The organism is Streptomyces sp. NPDC054783 (assembly GCF_053611725.1).
In genome coordinates this window covers 1-18,471 of sequence record NZ_JBSHAY010000015.1, presented here as the reverse complement: position 1 = coordinate 18,471, position 18,471 = coordinate 1, and the positions used below count along the sequence as shown (strand labels likewise).

General features: G+C 73.1%; 17 protein-coding genes. 7 read left to right on the top strand and 10 right to left on the bottom strand.

Annotated features, from left to right (window positions below):
- Positions 1–11: 11 nt before the first annotated feature.
- Positions 12–1,262, top strand: coding sequence for a M14 family zinc carboxypeptidase (locus ACWGJ5_RS25105; protein WP_453311923.1), 1,251 nt, complete (start codon positions 12–14; stop codon positions 1,260–1,262).
- A 55-nt stretch (positions 1,263–1,317) separates the two neighbouring features.
- On the opposite strand, the gene ACWGJ5_RS25100 is transcribed toward ACWGJ5_RS25105, so the two are convergent.
- Together ACWGJ5_RS25100 and ACWGJ5_RS25095 are read right to left on the bottom strand one after the other, a co-directional pair.
- Complete coding sequence (locus ACWGJ5_RS25100; protein ID WP_453311922.1) at positions 1,318–1,746, bottom strand: SSI family serine proteinase inhibitor; 429 nt, start codon at positions 1,744–1,746, stop codon at positions 1,318–1,320.
- Between the two features lie 108 nt (positions 1,747–1,854).
- A complete protein-coding gene (locus ACWGJ5_RS25095) occupies positions 1,855–2,406 on the bottom strand; it encodes an FHA domain-containing protein (protein ID WP_453311921.1) in 552 nt (183 codons plus the stop codon).
- Positions 2,407–2,597: 191 nt separating this feature from the next.
- Here ACWGJ5_RS25095 and treZ point away from each other — a divergent pair, with 191 nt between their 5' ends.
- On the top strand, positions 2,598–4,343 hold the full coding sequence (gene treZ / locus ACWGJ5_RS25090) for a malto-oligosyltrehalose trehalohydrolase (RefSeq protein ID WP_453311920.1): 1,746 nt from the start codon (positions 2,598–2,600) through the stop codon (positions 4,341–4,343).
- Between the two features lie 276 nt (positions 4,344–4,619).
- On the opposite strand, the gene ACWGJ5_RS25085 is transcribed toward treZ, so the two are convergent.
- The 3 genes from ACWGJ5_RS25085 to ACWGJ5_RS25075 form a co-directional block, all read right to left on the bottom strand.
- Complete coding sequence (locus ACWGJ5_RS25085) at positions 4,620–5,555, bottom strand: phosphotransferase family protein (protein WP_453311919.1); 936 nt, start codon at positions 5,553–5,555, stop codon at positions 4,620–4,622.
- 66 nt (positions 5,556–5,621) lie between these two features.
- Positions 5,622–6,749, bottom strand: coding sequence for an aminopeptidase P family protein (locus tag ACWGJ5_RS25080; RefSeq protein WP_453311918.1), 1,128 nt, complete (start codon positions 6,747–6,749; stop codon positions 5,622–5,624).
- A gap of 223 nt (positions 6,750–6,972) precedes the next feature.
- The gene (locus ACWGJ5_RS25075) at positions 6,973–7,548 is read right to left on the bottom strand and encodes a PDZ domain-containing protein (RefSeq protein ID WP_453311917.1); all 576 of its coding nucleotides are present in this window, start codon (positions 7,546–7,548) and stop codon (positions 6,973–6,975) included.
- Positions 7,549–7,770: 222 nt separating this feature from the next.
- On the opposite strand from ACWGJ5_RS25075, the gene ACWGJ5_RS25070 reads away from it, so the two are divergent.
- Positions 7,771–8,049 carry a hypothetical protein gene (locus ACWGJ5_RS25070; RefSeq protein WP_453311916.1) on the top strand — a complete coding sequence of 93 codons (279 nt, stop codon included), beginning with the start codon at positions 7,771–7,773 and terminating at the stop codon, positions 8,047–8,049.
- Between the two features lie 192 nt (positions 8,050–8,241).
- Here ACWGJ5_RS25070 and phsA read toward each other — a convergent pair whose 3' ends face one another.
- Positions 8,242–10,134, bottom strand: coding sequence for an O-aminophenol oxidase PhsA (phsA, locus tag ACWGJ5_RS25065; RefSeq protein ID WP_453311915.1), 1,893 nt, complete (start codon positions 10,132–10,134; stop codon positions 8,242–8,244).
- Positions 10,135–10,306: 172 nt separating this feature from the next.
- Between phsA and ACWGJ5_RS25060 the strand changes: the two genes are divergently transcribed.
- Positions 10,307–10,474: a hypothetical protein gene (locus ACWGJ5_RS25060; RefSeq protein ID WP_453311914.1), complete on the top strand. Its 168-nt coding sequence runs from the start codon at positions 10,307–10,309 to the stop codon at positions 10,472–10,474.
- Here ACWGJ5_RS25060 and cyc2 read toward each other — a convergent pair.
- Positions 10,467–12,629: a germacradienol/geosmin synthase Cyc2 gene (cyc2, locus tag ACWGJ5_RS25055; protein WP_453311913.1), complete on the bottom strand. Its 2,163-nt coding sequence runs from the start codon at positions 12,627–12,629 to the stop codon at positions 10,467–10,469. The two genes, ACWGJ5_RS25060 and cyc2, sit on opposite strands and share 8 nt — an antisense overlap.
- A 119-nt stretch (positions 12,630–12,748) precedes the next feature.
- Positions 12,749–12,880 carry a hypothetical protein gene (locus ACWGJ5_RS25050; protein ID WP_453311912.1) on the bottom strand — a complete coding sequence of 44 codons (132 nt, stop codon included), beginning with the start codon at positions 12,878–12,880 and terminating at the stop codon, positions 12,749–12,751.
- A gap of 549 nt (positions 12,881–13,429) precedes the next feature.
- Here ACWGJ5_RS25050 and ACWGJ5_RS25045 point away from each other — a divergent pair.
- Entirely contained in the window at positions 13,430–14,248 is an 819-nt protein-coding gene (locus ACWGJ5_RS25045) for an alpha/beta fold hydrolase (protein ID WP_453311911.1), read from the top strand.
- Positions 14,245–15,507 carry a cytochrome P450 gene (locus ACWGJ5_RS25040; RefSeq protein WP_453311910.1) on the top strand — a complete coding sequence of 421 codons (1,263 nt, stop codon included), beginning with the start codon at positions 14,245–14,247 and terminating at the stop codon, positions 15,505–15,507. Before ACWGJ5_RS25045 ends, ACWGJ5_RS25040 begins: the two co-directional genes overlap by 4 nt.
- On the opposite strand, the gene ACWGJ5_RS25035 is transcribed toward ACWGJ5_RS25040, so the two are convergent.
- Entirely contained in the window at positions 15,500–16,690 is a 1,191-nt protein-coding gene (locus ACWGJ5_RS25035; RefSeq protein WP_453311909.1) for a damage-control phosphatase ARMT1 family protein, read from the bottom strand. The genes ACWGJ5_RS25040 and ACWGJ5_RS25035 overlap by 8 nt on opposite strands.
- 22 nt (positions 16,691–16,712) lie before the next feature.
- A complete protein-coding gene (locus ACWGJ5_RS25030; protein ID WP_453311908.1) occupies positions 16,713–17,360 on the bottom strand; it encodes a ScbR family autoregulator-binding transcription factor in 648 nt (215 codons plus the stop codon).
- Between the two features lie 434 nt (positions 17,361–17,794).
- Here ACWGJ5_RS25030 and ACWGJ5_RS25025 point away from each other — a divergent pair.
- Positions 17,795–18,471, top strand: a 677-nt coding sequence (locus tag ACWGJ5_RS25025) for a lytic polysaccharide monooxygenase auxiliary activity family 9 protein (protein WP_453311907.1), incomplete at its 3' end; no start/stop codon positions are given.

The window sequence follows — 18,471 nt, the reverse complement described above, 5'->3', positions numbered from 1 at the left end:
ACAAGTCGGGGGTGAGTCTTCTGCCGGAGCTGCGCTATCCCAGCGTTCCCGAACTGGTGGCCTCCGCACAGGCGCTGGCCGCTCAGGAACCCGGGCTGTGCTCGCTCAGGCAGGTGGGCCTCTCGCGCGCGGGAAGACCCCTGCACCTGCTGACGGTGGGACACGCCCGGCGGGCGGTGCTGGTGGTCGCCGGCGCCCACGCCAACGAGCCGACCGGGGGTTCCACCCTGCGGGTGCTGGCCGAACGCGTCCTGGCCGAGCGGGAGTTGCGGACGGACACGTCCTGGCACTTCCTGCTGTGCGCGGACCCGGACGGCGCGAGCCTGCATGTGACGCCCGCTCCGCGCAGCCTGCTCGACTACCACCTCGGCTTCTACCGGCCGACGGGCGCCGAGCAGCCGGAGTGGTCGCCGTCCGTGCTGCCGCCGGACCGGCTCCCGCCCGAGACCAGGGCGCTGACCGGGGTGATCGACGAGCTGCGGCCCTACCTCCAGGTGACCCTGCACGGCACCGATCTGGGCGGCAGCTGGGTGCAGTTGACCAGGGACGTGCCAGGGCTCGCGGAGCCGTTCGCCAAGTCGGCGGCGCAGCTGCACATCCCGGTGGAGACGGGCGCCTCGGACGCCGCCGGCTGGCCGGCCTCCGGCCCCGGGGTGCATGTCATGCCCGGCCCGGAGACGGGCGCCGCCTACCCGAGCATGCCGGACGACGCCCGGCACAGCACCTGGTACCACGCACACCGCTACGGCGGTCTGACGGCCGTGGTGGAGGTGCCGATGTGGGCGAGCGACCTGGTGGACGACCCGGCGCCGCACCCGGCTCCGGCGGCGGCGATGCGGCGCCTGGCACAGCGGCTGCTGCGGGACTCGCTGGAGGTGGAGGGGATCCTCGCCGAGGCGCTGCCCCGCCTCGACGGCGCGGACGGGCCCCTGTTGCGGGCGGCGCGCTGGGCGCTGGAGCTGATCCCGGGTCTGGCCGAGGACTGGATCCACACCCCGCCCGCCGCTACGACGATGGCGTACGTCGGCAGTGTGGACGCCTTCGGGCGACGGCTGCCGCTGCGGGCGGCGGCGATGCTGCTGCGGGTGCTGCGGGAGACGGACGACCGGGCGGCGCCGCGGCTGGAACAGCTCGTCGCCGACTGGTGCGATGCCTTCGCGGCGCGGTTCCGGGCCCGCTGGGTGCCGTTGGAGCACCAGGTGGAGCACCAGTCCCGGACGGTGCTGGTGGCGGCGCAGCAGGCCCGGGAACGGGCGGCGTGAGACCTCCACGCCGCCCGTGTCGCGTCTCCCGCGTCGCGCCGCCCGGCAGCCGGGATCAGTGGTCCACGGCGAACACCGCTCCCGTCCGCGTTTCCATGGCGCACTTGCTGGAGTAGGTCTCCTGGTAGTCGACCGGCCGTCCGTTCCACTGCCCGCTCGCGTGGACGGTCACGGGGGCGAAGATCATCGGACAGAAGACCCCCTTCTTCTGCGGGATGCGCGCGATGTCACCGTCGGCCTCTGCGAGTTCGGCACAGGCCTCGGCCGCGCGCGCGTACCCCAGGGGCAGCGGGTCGCACAGCAGCAGCGTGCCGTGCTTGTCACCGGACTGGGCCTTCTCGCCGGGGACGACGGTGACGTAGAGCCAGTTGTCGCTGAGCGGGAACGTGGTGCGGGGGGCCGCCTGGGCCGGGGCCGCAGCGAGGAGGCCGGCACAGGTGAGCAGGGCGCCGGCGGCTGCGGTGACTCGGGTGATGTACGTCATGACCGATGCATCGGCACACTGGCCCGCGTTCCACAGCCCGGCTCACCCGATCGGTTCGTCACCCGCCCGTGAGGGTGAGCCGGTTCGCACGCCTTCGGACGGCGCCGCTCAGCTCGTGGCGAGCCGGAACGCCATCCTGCCGAAGGCGATCTGGTCGCCCTCGCGGACGACGACCGAGCCGATCACCCGGCGGCCGTTGACGGTGGTGCCGTTGGTGGAGCCGAGGTCCCTGAGGACCCACATGCCGCCCTGGCGGCTGAGCTCGGCGTGCACACGGGAGACGGTCTCGTGGTTCAGGCGCAGCCCGTTGGCCGGGTCGCGGCCGATGCGCAGCGGATGGGTGCGCGCGGGGTGCGGCAGCAGCAGCTTGGGCAGCCGCTCGGCCTGCCAGGCCCGGCGCAGCCGTACGGTGAACCCCGAGACGGCCTCGACGCTGCCGAGGAGGGCGCGGGAGAAGCGGTTCTCCCGGGGCAGGTCGGCGACGAGGGCGGCCAGTTCGTCGGCGCGGCGGGCGGCCAGTGCCAGTTCCATCCGGCGCACGAACGTGTCGTGCGAGAGCCGGCCCATGGCGACGCCGTCCCGCAGCACCTGCAGCGCTTTGTCGCGCTGTGCGTCGGACAGCCGCGCGGGGTACGTGGAGAACTCGAAGGACGACGTCACGCAGGTGATTGTCGGGCAGTGAACCCCGGGTGTCCAGAAAACGGGGAATCGGCGCCGATCTGCGGGTACTTCCACGACACCCACCGGGAAAGGGCGAATTCGAAAGCGGATTGATCGTTGCGGCGGGCACGATGGGGGCGCGGGACATCACGGTGAGCAGGCGAGAGATCACAGACGAAGGGGAACCGTCCGTGCAGTTCGAGGTGTGGGCACCGCAGGCAGACCGAGTGACCCTCCATTGCGAGGGCGGCACGCGCGCGTTGGCGCGCGATCCCGAGCGGGCGGGCTGGTGGACGGGGGAGGCGGACGCCCGGGACGGCACCCGGTACGGCTTCGCGCTGGACGACGGGCCCGTACGGCCCGACCCGCGCTCGCGCCGCCAGCCGGACGGCCCGGAGGGGCTCAGCACGGTCGTGGACCACGGGCGGTACGCGTGGCGTGCGCAGTGGGCGGGGCGCGGGCTGCCGGGTGCGGTGCTCTACGAGCTGCACGTGGGCACGTACACCCGCGAGGGCACCCTGGACGCGGCCGCGGCCCGGCTCGAGCATCTGGTGGAACTGGGCGTCACGCACGTGGAATTGATGCCGGTGTGCCCGTTCCCGGGGCGGCACGGCTGGGGCTACGAGGGCGTGTCTCTGTGGGCGGTGCACGAGCCGTACGGCGGCCCCGAGGCGCTGAAACGGTTCGTGGACCGGGCGCACGAACTCGGCCTGGGGGTCGTCCTGGACGTCGTGCACAACCACTTGGGCCCGTCCGGGAACTGTCTGCCGCTCTTCGGGCCGTACTTCACCGACGCGCACCACACGCCGTGGGGCTCGGCGGTGAACCTGGACGGCCCCGGCTCGGACGAGGTGCGCGCGTTTCTCGTCGGCAGCACGCTGGCGTGGCTGCGGGACTACCGGATCGACGGGCTGCGGCTGGACGCGGTACACGCCCTGTACGACACGCGCGCGTGCCACTTCCTGGAGGAGCTGTCGGCGGCCGTGGACGCTCTCGCCGAGGAAGTGGGCCGGCCGCTGTTCCTGATCGCCGAGTCGGACCTGAACGACCCGCGGGTCATCACCCCGCGCGCGCAGCACGGCCTCGGGCTGCACGCGCAGTGGAACGACGACTTCCACCACGCGCTGCACACCGCGCTGACCGGGGAGTCGCAGGGCTACTACGCGGACTTCGCGCGCGCCCCGTTCGCCGCGCTCGCCAAGACGCTCACCGGTGGCTACTTCCACGACGGCACGTACTCCAGTTTCCGGGGACGGCACCACGGCCGGCCGCTGGACCGCGCCCGGGTGGCCGCGCACCGGCTGCTGGGCTACAGCCAGACCCACGACCAGGTCGGCAACCGCGCCCAGGGCGACCGTCTCTCCGCCCGCCTCTCCCCCGGTGTGCTGGCCTGCGCGGCGACACTGACGCTGACCTCGCCGTTCACGCCGATGCTGTTCATGGGCGAGGAGTGGGCGGCGGGCACGCCCTGGCAGTTCTTCACCGACCACACCGATCCGGAGCTGGCCGAGGCGGTACGGCGGGGCCGGCGACGGGAGTTCGCGGCGCACGGCTGGGCCGAGGAGGACGTACCGGACCCGCAGGACCCGGCGACCCGCGAGCGGTCCTGTCTGGACTGGTCGGAACCGGAACGCGAGCCCCACGCGCGCGTGCTCGCCTGGTACCGCCGGCTGATCGCTCTCCGGCACGAACAGCCGGACCTCACCGACCCCGACCTGGCCGACACCAAGGTGGCGTACGACGAGGACGCCCGCTGGCTGGCCTTCCGGCGCGGTGACGTGTGCGTGGCGGTGAACCTGGGCAAGGCTCCGGCGTCCATCCCCCTGGGCACCCGCCCCGCGGTGGTCCTGGCGGCCTGGGAGCAGATGGAGCCCCCTGGCGCAGACGGCCTGCTCCAGGTCCCCGGGGAGTCGTGCGTGGTGCTGGCCCAGCCCTGAAGCGAGCCGGCCGGCCGGGGCCGCGAGAGGGCCGGTGCCGAGCCGGGGCCGGCGGCGGGCTCGCGGGGTGCCGGGCCGCGGCCCCTGGGGCACCTGCGCGGCCGCTGGACGGTGCCTCCGCGCGCGGCCGCGCCGACCCGCGGTCCGACGGCCCGCAGCGACGGCCGCACGCCACCCGGCCGTCCCGCCGGACCATCGGCTGCGGGCACGGGAGGCCCCTGGTCAGCAGGGCCGGCGCCCGCATCAGGCGGCCGGTGCGCGCCCGCACCCCGCTGTCTACGGCCCCGGCTCGTCCTCCTTGAAGTCCGACAACCGCTCCAGGAGGATCGGCTCCCACGCGCGCCGCAGCTGGGTCCGGAGCAGCACCGGGGAACCGCCCGCGCGGCCTTCCAGGTGGGCGGCGAGCCGGATGACCGTGTCGCAGCGGGCGAGCCACAGACCGCGCAGGCAGGGCCGGGCGCCGTAGCCGGCGAGGGTGGCGGCGCGTACGGCCGCCGGGGAGCCGACGGCGACGGCCAGGCCGGCGATGTCCTCGGCGGGGTCGCCCAGGGCGGCCCGGGTCCAGTCCAGGATGCCGCGCACCCGGCCGTCGGCGCTGACCACCACGTGTTCGCCGGTCAGGCCGTGGTGGGTGAGGACGGCGGTGCCGGGCTGCGCGGCGAGCTGGGCCGCGCCGGGCGGGGTCAGCTGGTGCAGCCGGGCGGCGTCGAACTCGTCGGCGGCGGCGAGCCGTTCGGCCGCGTGCACGGCCATGCGGCGCAGCGCCTCCAGGGAACGCGGGGCGGTGCGCGGTGCGCCGAGTGCCTCGGCCTGCCGTGCGGGCACCGCGCGCAGCCCGGTGAGCAGCCCGGCGAGGTCGGCCTCACCGACGGCGGAGACCTCGTGTTCGTCGGCCGTGCCGCCGGGCACCTTGGTGTCCAGGGTGTAGGCGAGGCCGGGCGCCCAGTCGCCGTGCGCGACGCTGGTGGGGACGGCCACGGGCACGTGCGGCCGGACCAGGTCGCGCAGGCGCAGTTCGCGGCGGCGCAGTACCGAGGCCTCGCGGTCGGGCTCCAGGCGCAGGACATGGCGGGTGCCGACCCACCACGTGTACTCGAGGCCCTCCGTCACGGGCCGCACATCGGGGCCCGCGGTGTCGTCGCCGCCCTCCTTGAGCAGCGAACGGACCAGTCGGCGGACGGTGTCCGCGGTAGGTGTCGGTGCCTGGGTCATGGGTTCGCGCGTCGCCGTTCCGGGATGTCGTCGGAAAGTGTGTCTCCTGGGTCTCCGTGTGGTCTCTCAGCCCACTATGACCAGGTCACGTGTGGTGTTGTTGAGGCGGCGGCAGCCGTCCCCGGTCACCGTGACGATGTCCTCGATGCGCACCCCGAAGCGGCCGGGCAGATAGATGCCGGGCTCGACGGAGAAGCACATGCCGGGCACGAGGGGCTGTTCCTCGCCCTCGATCATGTACGGCGGCTCGTGCGTGGTGACTCCGATGCCGTGTCCGGTGCGGTGGATGAAGTACTCGCCGTACCCGGCATCGCTGATCACGGCGCGGGCGGCGCGGTCGACTTCCTGGCAGGCCGCCCCGGGCCGTACGGCCTGGTAGCCCGCCTCCTGGGCCTCGCGGACGATGTCGTACACCCGGCGCTCCTCCTCGGTGGGCTCGCCCACGTGGACCGTACGGGTGGTGTCGGAGCCGTAGCCGTCCTTCAGACCGCCGAAGTCCAGGACGACCATGTCGCCGCGCCGGATGACGCGGTCGCCGACCTCGTGGTGCGGGTTGGCGCCGTTGGGGCCGGAGCCGACGATGGTGAAGTCGACCTGCTCGTGGCCGAAGCGGCGCAGCAGGCCGGCGAGGTCGTGGCCGACGTCGGACTCGCGGCGGCCGGCGAAGGGAACTTTGCGGATCTCCTCGAACGTTGCATCGGCAGCCGCTCCGGCGGCGGCGAGGAGTTCCAGTTCCGCGGCGTCCTTGGCGGCACGCAGCATGGGGAGGGCGTCGGTGAGAGAGGCGTAGGAGGTGTCCGGCAGGGCGCGCTGGAGGCCCAGCAGGTGCATGGCCCAGGTGTTGTCGCTGATGCCGAACCGGCCGTGGCCGTCGAGGAGGGCGGCCGTGACGGCGTAGGGGTCCTTGCCGTCGGTCCAGTCGCGCAGGGTGAGGCTGGAGGAGCCGACGGCGTGCTCGGCGTCCGGGGCCTCCAGGGTCGGTACGACGAGCACGGGGTCCTGACCGGGCGTGAGCACCAGCACGGTGAGCCGCTCGGTGACGGCGGTGGGCGTGTAGCCGGTGAGCCAGACCATGTCCGGTCCGGGGGCCACGAGCAGTCCCGCGAGGCCGGCGTCGGCCGCGGAGCGCGCGGCACGCTCCATGCGGGCCCTGTAGTCGGCGGCGGTGAAGAGCGCGGGCGTACTACCGGTCATCCGGGCCTCCGGGCACGGGTGGGAAAGCGGGCGACGGCGTCTCGGGCAGCATCCTGCCCGGCCGGACAGGGTCACGCGAGCCGATCGCCGGTGTTCCCCGCTGGGCGCGGTCGGCTCGGAAGGGACTCCGCATGGGGCCATCATGGCGCGTGGGGCGGACGGTGACCAGCGGGTTTCCCGGGGTGACCGAGAAGTCGTGGGGCAGGGGCCCGCGCCGGCAGGCTCAGATCACCACGCCGGGTACGACCGTCAACTGCTGGTAGCCCCCGCCACTGTGACGCACGGTGAGGATGACCTGTTTCCCCGGGCGGGCCCGGGCGACGGCCCGGGCGAGGTCGGCGGTGCTGTCGACGCGGACGGAGCCGAACTGCAGCAGCAGGTCCCCGCGGACCAGGCCGGCCGCATAGCCCGGGCCGGGCACGTGCACGCCCACGACCAGTGCGCCCGCCTTCTCGGCGTCGACGGCCTCGATGCCCAGGGTCGCCCCGGGCGCGGCGTCAGGAGCGGGGCTCGGGGTGGCGGCGGGGGCGGTGGATGCGGCCCTGGCCGGGGGTGTGGCCGGCGGGGCCTGGCGTTGCAGCTCGGCGAGCCGGCTCATGCCGATCACCGTGGCCCCGACCGTGCCCATGCCGACGCCGGACAGCACCAGCAGGATGCCGGTGCACAGGGCGAACAGCAGGGTCCGCAGCCGCCGTCCGCGCCGCGGCACGGCGTGCGGGCGGTGGGGCGGACCGGGGGTGCCGCCCTCCCGCCGGTCCTGACCGGGCATCGGCTTGGGACGCAACGCAGTGTGTTCCATGGTTCGCTCGCCTCCGGCTGATGCTCTACCCGGGGCGCCGGGCCGCGACGAGACACGAACGGGTGAGACTGGCCGGAGCGTGGCGGAGGGTAGCCATGACCTCCAGGGGCGAGCGCAGGGACGCGCCCGGCTCCCGGGGGCACCGGCGGTCGCGGCGGGTGATCACACCGTTCCCACCAGCCTCCGGACCACCTCCCGTGCCGCTCCCCCGGGACTTCCGCCGTGGAGGAGTTCCGTGCGGTGGACGACCCGGGGCGCGGTGAGCGGGACGGCGACCGTGCGGGGTACGGCGGTGGCGGCCGAGCGGGGCAGCAGGGCGAGGCCGTGTCCTGCGGCCGCGAGGGCGGTGAGGGTGCGCAGGTCGCGCCCGGCGTCGGCCGGCCGAGCGCCCTCGCGACGGCCGGACCCGCGGACCGCCGAGCCGCGGGCACCAGGCCGCAGGGCTCCGGGCCTCCGCGCGCCGGACCGCGAGCATCGGGAGAACGGCGCCCGGACCGCTGAGCCTCGGAGCCGCGGAGCCGCCCGAGACTCGGCACAGCCATCCCTCGGACCACCGGACCGCACAGCCACGAGACAGCCACCCTGCACACCGCCCGGGCCGACGAACCGCCCGCCCATCGGCAGCCGGCCGCACCCCATTCGCCCGCCTCGCGCCCGCCCGGTCGTCGGTCCTGCGGGCCGGGCCGCGCTGGGTCAGCCCGTGTGGCCCCCTCCGTGGCCGCCGTGGGTGGCGCCGTGGTCGAACTTCAGGGTCTCGGGCGGCATGACGACGAAGGGCCTCATCATGCCCATGTCCTCGTGTTCCAGCAGATGGCAGTGGTACATGAACCGGCCGTACGCCCCGTCGAAACGGCCCATCACCCGCAGCATCTGGCTGCCCGGCACCCGGAAGACGTCCTTGTTGCCCCGCTCGTTGGGTGCGAGCGGGATCACCCGGCCGGCGTCGTACCGGATCGGCGTGCGGGTGCCGCCGACGGCCGGGTCGAAGCCCGAGACGTCGTAGGCGTCCCGGCCGAGCAGCTGGAAGTCGGCCAGATGGATGTGCATGGGGTGGACGATGGGCGCGAGGTTGAGGAAGCCCCACTGCTCGTAGCCGCCCTCGGCGATGGTGAAGCCGAGGCCGTCGTTGAACGTCCGGGACGTGCGCCGGTAGGTCTTCGTGGTGCCGTCGGGCCCGGCGACCTGCACGATGCCGTCGGCAGGGAGCTGCAGGCCGCTCGGGTCCTCGACCTCGGTCAGCTCCCAGATCTCCGGATGGCCGCCGGCGCCCTTGGTGGCGGGCGGGGTGAGCAGGACCAGGCGGTGGTTGTGCGGCAGGTCGTGGGTCAGGCGGCGGAAGGACCCGGAGAGCACGTCGGGCAGTTCGAAGGTGTCCTCCTCGCACGTCTCGCGGACCCGGAACTCCAGAACGTGCGGGTAGCGCACGTCGCCCGCCGGGTCGGACACGCCCGCCGGCTGGTTGCGGCCCTTGTTCACCAGCCGCAGGGTACGGCCCGCGAGGGCGCGGAAGTCGACCAGCAGGTCGAAGCGCTCGGCCGGCGCGGCGGTCAGCGTGGGCAGGTCGCCGTCGAAGTCGACCGGCACGGGGCGCGGCAGCAACCCGCCGTCGCTGCCGGTCTGGTGCACGACGCCCGGCACCGGGTTGCCGTCCTCGTCGATCAGCACGAGCTCGAAGATGCGCGCGTTCGAGGCGTTGACCAGCCGGAAGCGGTACCAGGCGGCATCCACCTCGGCGTACGGCCAGATGCGGCCGTTGACCGTGGTGTACGGACCGGTGAACGGGAGGGAGACCGGCTTTCCGGTCTCCGGGTTGCTCTGCTGGACGATCACCGTCTTGTGCAGCAGCCGGCCGTTGAGGCGGCCGTCCTCGTCTGTGTCGAGGTTCCGGTCGGCGAGGAGCAGCGGTATCTCCCGCTTCCCGGACGGCAGGCGAAGGGCGTCCTCCTCGTCGTCACGGACGAGGTAGGTGCCGTACAGGCCCGTCATCAGGTTCCACCGGGTGATGTTCATGGCGTGGTCGTGGTACCACCACTGCACCGCCTGGTGGTCGTTGGGGTACTCCGACAGCTGGGCGTCGCCGTACCCGACGGCGTTGTCCGCCCAGCCGTCGTTGCCGCCGCCGGTCTGGGCGCCGTGCAGATGGGTCACCGTCCAGGCGGGCAGGGCGGCGACGTCCTTGTCCGGTTCGACGCCCTCGCGGCCCGGCTCGGTGCTGGGCGGCGGGGTGCCGGGCGCGCGGGCGGGCACCTCGAGGGAGGTGACCGGGAACTCGCTGTCCTTCGGTATGCGGTTGGTCCAGGCGATGCGGACGCGCTGTCCGCGCCGCACCTCGATGGTCGGGCCCGGCACATGGCCGTCGTACCCCCACATCAGGGTCGGCGGCAGTTGCGGGTGGAGGCGCACCCAGGTCGGGCGCAGGGCGATCTCGGTCTCGTGCAGGACATCCGCGGAGGCCGGGCGCAGGACGGGCGGGACGGTCAACGGCGCGGTGTAGGGCGTCAGCTCGGCGGTTGCCGGTAACCGGTCGGACTCCTTCTGCGCCTGCTGCCCGGCCGCGCGGTCGGTCCGCTCGATGATGTCGGTCAAAGTGAACACCCCCGTGTGTTCTGTTCGTTCCCTTTACCCAGCAAGACTCCCGAGACCGCCCCGAAGTTCCCTGAATGTCCCCTTCCGCACGCGAAGGTTCGGAAACGGCGGTGCACGGGCCGGGCCCGAGGGCGGGGCGGCGTTGTCAGTGGCCGCTGTTACGTTCTGTGACATGACCGAACACGCCCTGCGGTTGCTGCGGCGGCGCGGACCTCCGTCAGGAGGCCCGCGCGGTCCTGGCGGGCGGCGAGCGATGCGCGGCGAACTGCGCGGGGCGGCCGGCACGGGGCTGGACGGGGCCGCGGCAGAGGTGGCGAAGCGGCTCGTCGAGGTCAGCTGACGAGCTGGACGGACAGCGCCGGGGCCCGGTCGGGCAGGAAGCCGTGTGCACGGCGGCCCAGCCACTCGGCCTTGTACCGGTCGACGCGGCGGTGCCAGTTCAGGATCCCTGCCATCCAGTTCTGCAGGTCGAGGACATAGCCGTCCAGGGCGGCCCGGCCCGCCTCCGACAGTGCGAAGTCGTCGCGGAGCACGGGCAGTTCATGCTCCACGACGTGCTCGAACTGCTGCATGCGCTGGGTCGTCAGGTCGTGGACGACTCCCAGCGCGGCCGGATAGTCCACGCCGAAGAAGTTCTGTACGACGAGAACGGCGTTGTGGAGCTCGCCCTCGTACTCGATCTCCTTCTGGTACGAGAAGATGTCGTTGAGCAGACAGGCGTAGTCGATGGCGGCGTTCTCCAGGGAGCGCACCGGACCGCTGCGGTAGACCTCCGGCGGGACGGCGGGGCCGTGGCCCATCCGGCACAGGCTCAGGGTGAGGTCGGAGCCGAAGGTGGCGCGCCGCATCTCCAGGTAGTCGACCGGGTCGGGGACGCGGTTCTGGAGCTGGTTGGACAGCTCCCACACCCAGCTCTCGGTCATCGTGTCCACGGCGGCCTTCAGGGTGCGCCGCTGGTCGGCGGTCATGCCGGCGGTCGTCCGCGCCCACAGGTCGACCAGCCCCCGTTCCATCGCGTTGGCCGGAACGAGGGCCGGCTCTCCCTCCACGGGCATGCACTGCGACAGCCGGGCCGTGGTCAGGCGGGCGGCGGCGAGGTCCCGGCGGCGGCCGTGGACCAGCGGGTAGTAGTCGTCGCCGTACGTCCCCCAGACGAGCCACTGGGCGCTGAGGTCGAGCGCCTCGGGGCTGGCGTCCGGGTCCATGCCCGCGGAGCACAGCGCGAGGTCGGAGGCGGCGAGTCTGTCCTCGTCCCAGACTCCCTCCTCCAGGATGCCCATGCGGTGCGACCAGGCGACGAGGCGCAGCCGGGCGTCGTCGAGGTGCGGGCTCAGTTCGAGCCGGTACGGCATGCGGAACTCGGGCAGGATGGACGGGCCGACCTTCTGGAAGGGCACGTGGGTGTAGGCGCGCAGGCGTTCCTGCGCGGCCGAGGCGAGGAGCGCGCCGATGTCGGCGGCCGAGATGCCGGGGCCGCTCTGCAGCTGCCAGGGCGCGCTCGGCCGGGCTCCCTTGTTCATGTAACGGCTGGAGCGCAGGTGCCACTCGTGGCCGCCGGACTGCCAGTCCTGAAGTCCCTTGGCATACGCGGCGATCGCGGCGGCCTCGGCCGGGGTGAGCCCCTTCTCCAGGGCGACGCCGGGGACTTCGGTGAGGGCCGTGTGCTCGAACTGGTGCAGGCGCGAGGTGAGGATGTCGTTGACGGTCTCGGCGGCCTCCTGGGTCGTGCAGCCGAAGAAGGTCTCCAGGACGAGCACGCCGTTGCTGTTCTCGCCCTCGTCCTCGACCTCGCGCTGGTAGGAGAACAGGTCGTTGCGCAGGTGGACGGCGTCGGCGAAGGTCTCCATCAGCACGCGCAGCGGGCGGGTGCCGGCGACGGCGGCGGGCACCTCGGCCGTCGCGTACTCCACGAGCCCGGCCGACCAGGGGGCGCCGCCCACCTTGCGGCGCATCTCGATGTACTCGACGGGGTTGGCGATCCGCCCCTCGTTGATGTTCGACAGCTCCCACATCGACTCGTTCAGCAGGTGCTCGGTGGCCACGGAGAAGCGGCGGCGCCAGTCCACGGACATCGACGGCACCGTGCGCGCCCACAGGTCCTTGAGTCCCGCCTCGACGGGGTTCTCCGGCTCCGGCACGGGGGTTGCCAGGTCGAGCGGCATGAACAGGGGCAGGCGGTCCAGATGGGCCTTTCCGGCGGCGCGGTCCGGGGTGCGCTTGTACATGTCGAGGAAGTGGTCGTCGAAGAAGAACACCCACACGTACCAGTCGGTGATGAGGGAGAGAGCGGTTCCGTCACAGTCGGGGTGGGTGTAGGCGCACAGGAGTCCGTAGTCGTGCGCCTCCAGATCGGCCTGCTCCCAGATCCCGGACCCTTCCAGCATGCCCATCTCGCGTGCCCACTCGGTCGAGTGGGCACGGGCCTCGTCGAGGTGCGGGTTGAGCCGCGCGGGATACGGCATGTAGAAGTGCGGGAGTTCGAACGGCTGCGTCATGGCCGGGGCCCTACCCGCGGCCCCGGACGGCCATCCACCGCGCGGAACATGATCACACCATCGCGTGAACTGCCCCCGGAGCGGGGAACCTACGCCGTCCCGCCGTGGACGATCAGCGCTCACGGCAGACGGGTCAGGAGTTCCGCCGCGGACCGGTCCACGGCGTCCGGCAGCGCGGGCGCGGCGACGGGCAGCCCCAAAGCGAGGGACGACAGCCCGGCCTCCGCCAGGCGCCCCGGTTCCTCCCGCACATGCTCCGCACCCGACCCCGCACCGCCCAGCGGCCGCCCCGGCAGCTCACCGGCGGCCCGGAGAACCCCGGGGCGGCGGAAACGCCCCGGCGGTCAACCGAACCGCGCCCGGGCCCCGTCCGGTGAAGGGGACGCCGACGGCCGCGAACCCCGCGCGGTTCCAGCCGGTGCCGGCCCCGAGGGCGACGCGGCCGTGGGTCGAGGCTGGCGGTCCGGTGGGCGAGGACGACCGGGTCTGCGGCGGCAGCACCAGGACGTTGGTGCCCCAGGCGGGTCCGCCGGGTCGCGCCCGCCACCACTGCCGGCAGGACCAGTGGATCCGGGGTCACTTACGTCTCCGGCCGGCGGGTGGCCGCTGCCGATGACGTGGTCGAAGCCCGGTTCCTCGGCCGTGCGGGCGGTCTCGACGGCGTCGTCGGTCTCGTGCTCCGACCGGGGCCGGGACCGGTGCGGTGCCACTCCGATGCGCCCCGGGCAACGGTGCGAGAGCCGCCGGTATGCCGCGTCCGCTCCCTTGCCGTGCCCCTACGGGCAGGCCACGGTAGGCGCATGACCTCCTTTGTGCTGCCCCATGAGGTGCACGGCGACGGCGCCCACAAGGTGTTCGCCGTGCACGGCTGGTTCGCCGACCGGTCCGCCTACGCCGCCGTCCTGCCGGATCTCGACCGCACCTCGTTCAGTTACGCGCTGGTCGACCTGCGCGGCTACGGCGAGGCCCGGGACACGGCGGGCGCGTACACGACGGCCGAGGCGGCCGGGGACCTGGTGGAGCTGGCCGACCGGCTGCGCTGGGAGCGGTTCTCGGTCATCGGGCACTCGATGGGCGGCGCGGTGGCTCAGCGGCTCGCGGCCGCCGTACCGGACCGGCTGCGCCGGATGGTCGGTGTCTCCCCGGTGCCGGCCTCGGGGGTGCCGCTGGCCGGTGCGCAGTCCGCGCTGTTCACGGACGCCGCGCACAGGCCGGAGAACCGGCGGGCGATCATCGACTTCACCACCGGGGGCCGGCGTCCCGCCGCCTGGCTGGAGCGGATGGTCGCCCGGTCGCTGGAGCGCAGCGACGCGAGGGCGTTCCGGGCCTGGCTGGACTCGTGGGCGGGCGAGGACTTCCACGCCGACGTCGAGGGCAGCGAGGTGCCCGCCCTGGCCGTGGCCGGGGAGCTGGACCCGGCCCTGTCGCCCGAGGTCATGCGGCAGACCTGGATGTCCTGGTATCCGCGTGCCGAACTCGTGGCGCTGCCGTTCGCCGGGCACTACGCCATGGACGAGGCCCCGCTGGACCTGATCCGCGCGGTCGAGGACTTCCTGCGCGCGGACGCCGAAGATCCTGCGGTCGCCGTGGCCTCTGCCGACGAGAGCGAGCCGGCGTGAGCGTGCGCGAGAGCCGGCCGGTGCCCGACGTGTTCGACCCGCGCCGGTACGCCGTCGGTGTGCCGTACGACGACTACCGCCTGCTGCGCGACCGGCACCCGGTCGCCTGGCAGGAGGAGCCGGAGGTGCTGGGCTGGCCGGCCGGGCCGGGGTTCTGGGCGGTGACCCGGCACGCGGACGTCGTCCGGGTGCTGAAGGACGCCACGACGTACTCCTCTCATCTCGGCGCGACCCAGATCCGCGACCCGGATCCGGCCGACCTGCCGTTCATCCGCCGCATGATGCTCAATCAGGATCCACCGGATCACGGGCGGTTGCGGCGGCTGGTGAGCCGGGCGTTCACACCGGGCCGTATCGACCGGTTCGCGGACGTCGCCCGGGTGCGTGCGCGCACCCTGCTGGCCGGGGCGCTTCAGCAGGCGCGGGAAGGGGACGGGACGGTCGATCTGGTGGCCGCCGTCACCGACGAGTACGCCCTGCTCAACCTGGCGGACCTGCTGGGCGTGCCGGAGAGCGACCGGCGGCTGCTGCTGCACTGGACGCAGCGGGTCATCGGCTACCAGGACCCGGACGAGGCCGGTCCCCCGGTGCTGGACGCGACGGGCAAGCCGGTCAATCCGCGGTCCCCGGCGATGCTGAAGGACATGTTCGCCTATGCGCGGCAGCTGGCCGTCCACAAGCGGGACCATCCGGCGGACGACGTCATGACGGCCCTCGCAGGTGACACCGAACTCGCGGACGGCGAGCTGGAGATGTTCTTCTTCCTGCTCACCGTCGCGGGCAACGACACCGTGCGCAGTGCGGCCCCCGGCGGACTGCTGGCCCTGGCGGAACATCCGGAGGCCTACGAGTCGTTGCGCGCCGGAAAGGTGGAACCTGCCACTGCCGTCGATGAGTTGCTGCGCTGGCATCCGCCGGTGCTGACCTTCCGGCGGACCGCCGCGCGGGACACCGAGCTGGCGGGGCAGCGGATCCGGGCCGGTGACAAGGTCGTGGTCTTCCACGCCTCGGCCAACCGGGACGAGCGGGTCTTCACCGATCCGGACCGGCTCGACCTCGCCCGCTCCCCCAACCCGCACGTGTCCTTCGGCGACGGCCCGCACGTGTGCCTGGGCGCCCACTTCGCACGGCTGCAACTGCGGCTGCTCTACGAGGAGGCGCTGCGGGTGCTTCCCGAGCCGCGGCTCGCCGCACCGGCCGGGCGTCTGGTGTCGAACTTCATCAACGGCGTCAAGTCACTGCGGCTGCGGGTCACTTGACGTCGGTCCCGGAGACCTGGATCAGGGCGTGGGTGCCGCTGGTGCGCCAGCGGTCGCCCTCGGCCGCCACCAGTGCGGCCTCGGTCGCCGCGGACAGGCCGGTGATCACGTCCGATTTCAGGGTGCGCAGCGCGGCGACCGGGCCGGGGAAGTAGGCGGTCGTCTCCTGGAAGGGCGTGGTCGGCGGCCAGAGCCGGTCGCCCACCAGACGGCGGTAGTTGAGGTCGCCCTTGAAGACGGTCAGCGTGGCCGCGGCGAACTCCGCACGCAGGTCGTCCGGCATCTGCGCATACGGCAGCGGGGCGCAGGAGAAGGGATGGGCGCGCACGGTGAGGCGGCCGTCGGCCATCGCCGACCAGAGCACGCGCGCGTACTCGTTGGCCGCGCCGGAGGCGGCGCGCAGCCGGTGCAGCGCGTCGACGACGTCGGCGGTGGTGGCGTCGGAGACGTAGTACGGGTACGGCTTGACGTGCACCACCGCCCGTGCGGCCCTGCCCTCGGCGAGGAGATGGGCGATCAGCAGCAGGTCCGGGACGAGTTCGCGGCCGGCGTTGTCCGCGACCAGGACGAGTGTGGCCGCGTTGCCGGGCGGCAGCAGCGACCACAGGGACGCGCTGTCGTCGGCGACCAGCGCGGGTGCCGGTTCCCGGGTCTCGGCGCCCTCGGCGGAGAGCCGGAAGCCGAGGTCGGCGCGGTTGCCCCACAGCGAGCCGTGCAGCAGGGCACGCGCCCGCTCCTCCTGCGGCAGGCCGGGCAGGGCGTCCAGCGCGGCCAGTTCCTCGTCCGTCTCCGGTGCGTCGAGTTCGGCGCGTTTGAACGGCCGGAACGGGTCGATGCCCTGCCAGGCGCCGGGGCCGAACCAGCCGACGGCGGCCAGCAGCCGGCGGTAGAAGTAGCTCTCGGACCACAGCCACGGCACGTCGTACCAGGAGCGCCCGGCGCAGTCGGCCAGGCCCCACTCCTGCCACCGCTCCCGGTCCGGGGCATCGGCGGGCAGCGGCTCGACCGTCCCCTCGGTGCAGCTCTTCAGCAGTTCGTCCAGCGCCCGGTGCTGCCCGGGGCCGTAGGGGAAGGCGTCCCGTACCCTGCCGATGATCGCGGGGTGCCGCTCGGCCAGCACGCTGTGCGGGAACGAGCCGGGTTCGTTGCCGAGGATCACGGGTGCGAAGGGGGTGGAGGGCATGTCCGTCACCGTATCGCGGGCCTCAAGCGGTTCTGATCTCCCGCTCCAGCTGCGTGGCGAGCGTGGCGTAGCGCGGACGGCGGTGCACCGGGACCAGGCTCCGGACCAGGAGGTGCCACATCTCGGCGACCCGGCGCGGAAGCCGTCCCGTCGGTTCGAGCGAGCGGCCGGCGACCCGGGTGCCGACGAAGAAGGAGACCAGGGAGTGCGCGACGATTCCGACGTCGAGATCGCTGTGCACGTCGGACTCCCTGACGGCTCCTGCGAACTTCCGGGTGGCGAACTCCAGCCATTCGTTGAACGGGTGTCTGAGGGGCGGCCGTACGGCGACGTCGGCGGTGGCGAGGCGGAGCGCGGCGCGCGGCACCGGGTCCTCCACGGCGAGTCTGGCGACCCCGAACGTGGTCCGCATCAGGGCCTCCAGCGAGGAGCAGCCGCGGCTGTCGATCTCGGCGACGAGCGCTCTGGCGGCCTTGGCGTTGAGTTCGAGGATGGCCTGGGCGAGATCCTCTTTCGCGGCGAAGTGGAAGTACAGCGCACCCTTGGTGACCTTTGCGTGTGCGACGATGTCACTCAGACTCGTGGACTCGTAGCCTTGCCGGTCGAACAGATCGGCGGCGGCCGTGATGATCGTTGCCCGGGTCTGTTCGGCGCGTAACTGCCTCGCCATCCTGGGACCCCTCCTCGCGACGTACGAACGGGACATGCGGTTTGTTCTTAACCCCCTGCACACGATAACTCACCGAGTGGCAGCGGCAGTCCGGGACCCGGGCGGCGGGCACCCCGACACGTGTCACGGCGGATCCGGCGTCGAACGGGCCCTCGGGGCTTCGGGAACCACGAGACCAGAACGGTTTCCCCCTTCCTTGCCCGGCCACGATCGGCAGCCGCGGGGCGGTGGGTGCCGGACCCGTGATCGCCACGATACGAGCATGACCGGCGGCTCCTCAACGGGGCCTCGAATCAGGCGCGAAACGTCCGAACCAGTCGGTGCTTTTGCGCCCCCCGAGCACCGATACGCCGGTCGGGCTGAACACCCTCAACGCCGCCGCCGTACTGGACCGCGCAGACCCCGTTCCCACGCCCGCCGAGGAGAGATCCCGGATGACCCGGATGACCGCCCGCCCGAGCGTCATGGCGGCCGCCGCCGCGGCCCCGCTCCTGCTCCTGTCGTGGGCGGCGGGGCCTGCCCGGGCGCACGGGGCCCCCACTGATCCGGTCAGCCGGGTCTACGCCTGCTCCCCCGAGGGTGGCGACGCCGGCCGCTCGGCGGCCTGCCGGGCGGCTGTCGCGGCGAACGGCGCCCCCTTCACCGCGTGGGACAACCTGCGCGTGGCAGGGGTGAACGGCCGTGACCGGCAGGTGATTCCGGACGGCAGACTGTGCAGCGGGAACCTTCCGGCGTACCGGGGCCTGGACCTGGCGCGGCGTGACTGGCCGGCGACCCGGCTGACGCCCGGGGCCGCACTGACAATGACGTACGCCTCGACGATCGCGCACACGGGCACGTTCCGGCTGTATCTGACCAGGCCCGGCTACGACCCGACGAAACCGCTCGCCTGGTCGGATTTGCCGGAGCGGCCCTTCGCGCAGGTCACCGATCCGCCACTACGCGACGGGGCGTACCACATCGCCGCCAGGCTGCCGCGAGACCGGACGGGGCGTCAGATCCTCTACACGGTATGGCAGAACAGCAGCACGTCGGACACCTACTACTCGTGTTCCGACGTGGTCTTCCCGGAGAAGGGTGCGGGGAAGACGGATGCCGGACCTGCCGTGTC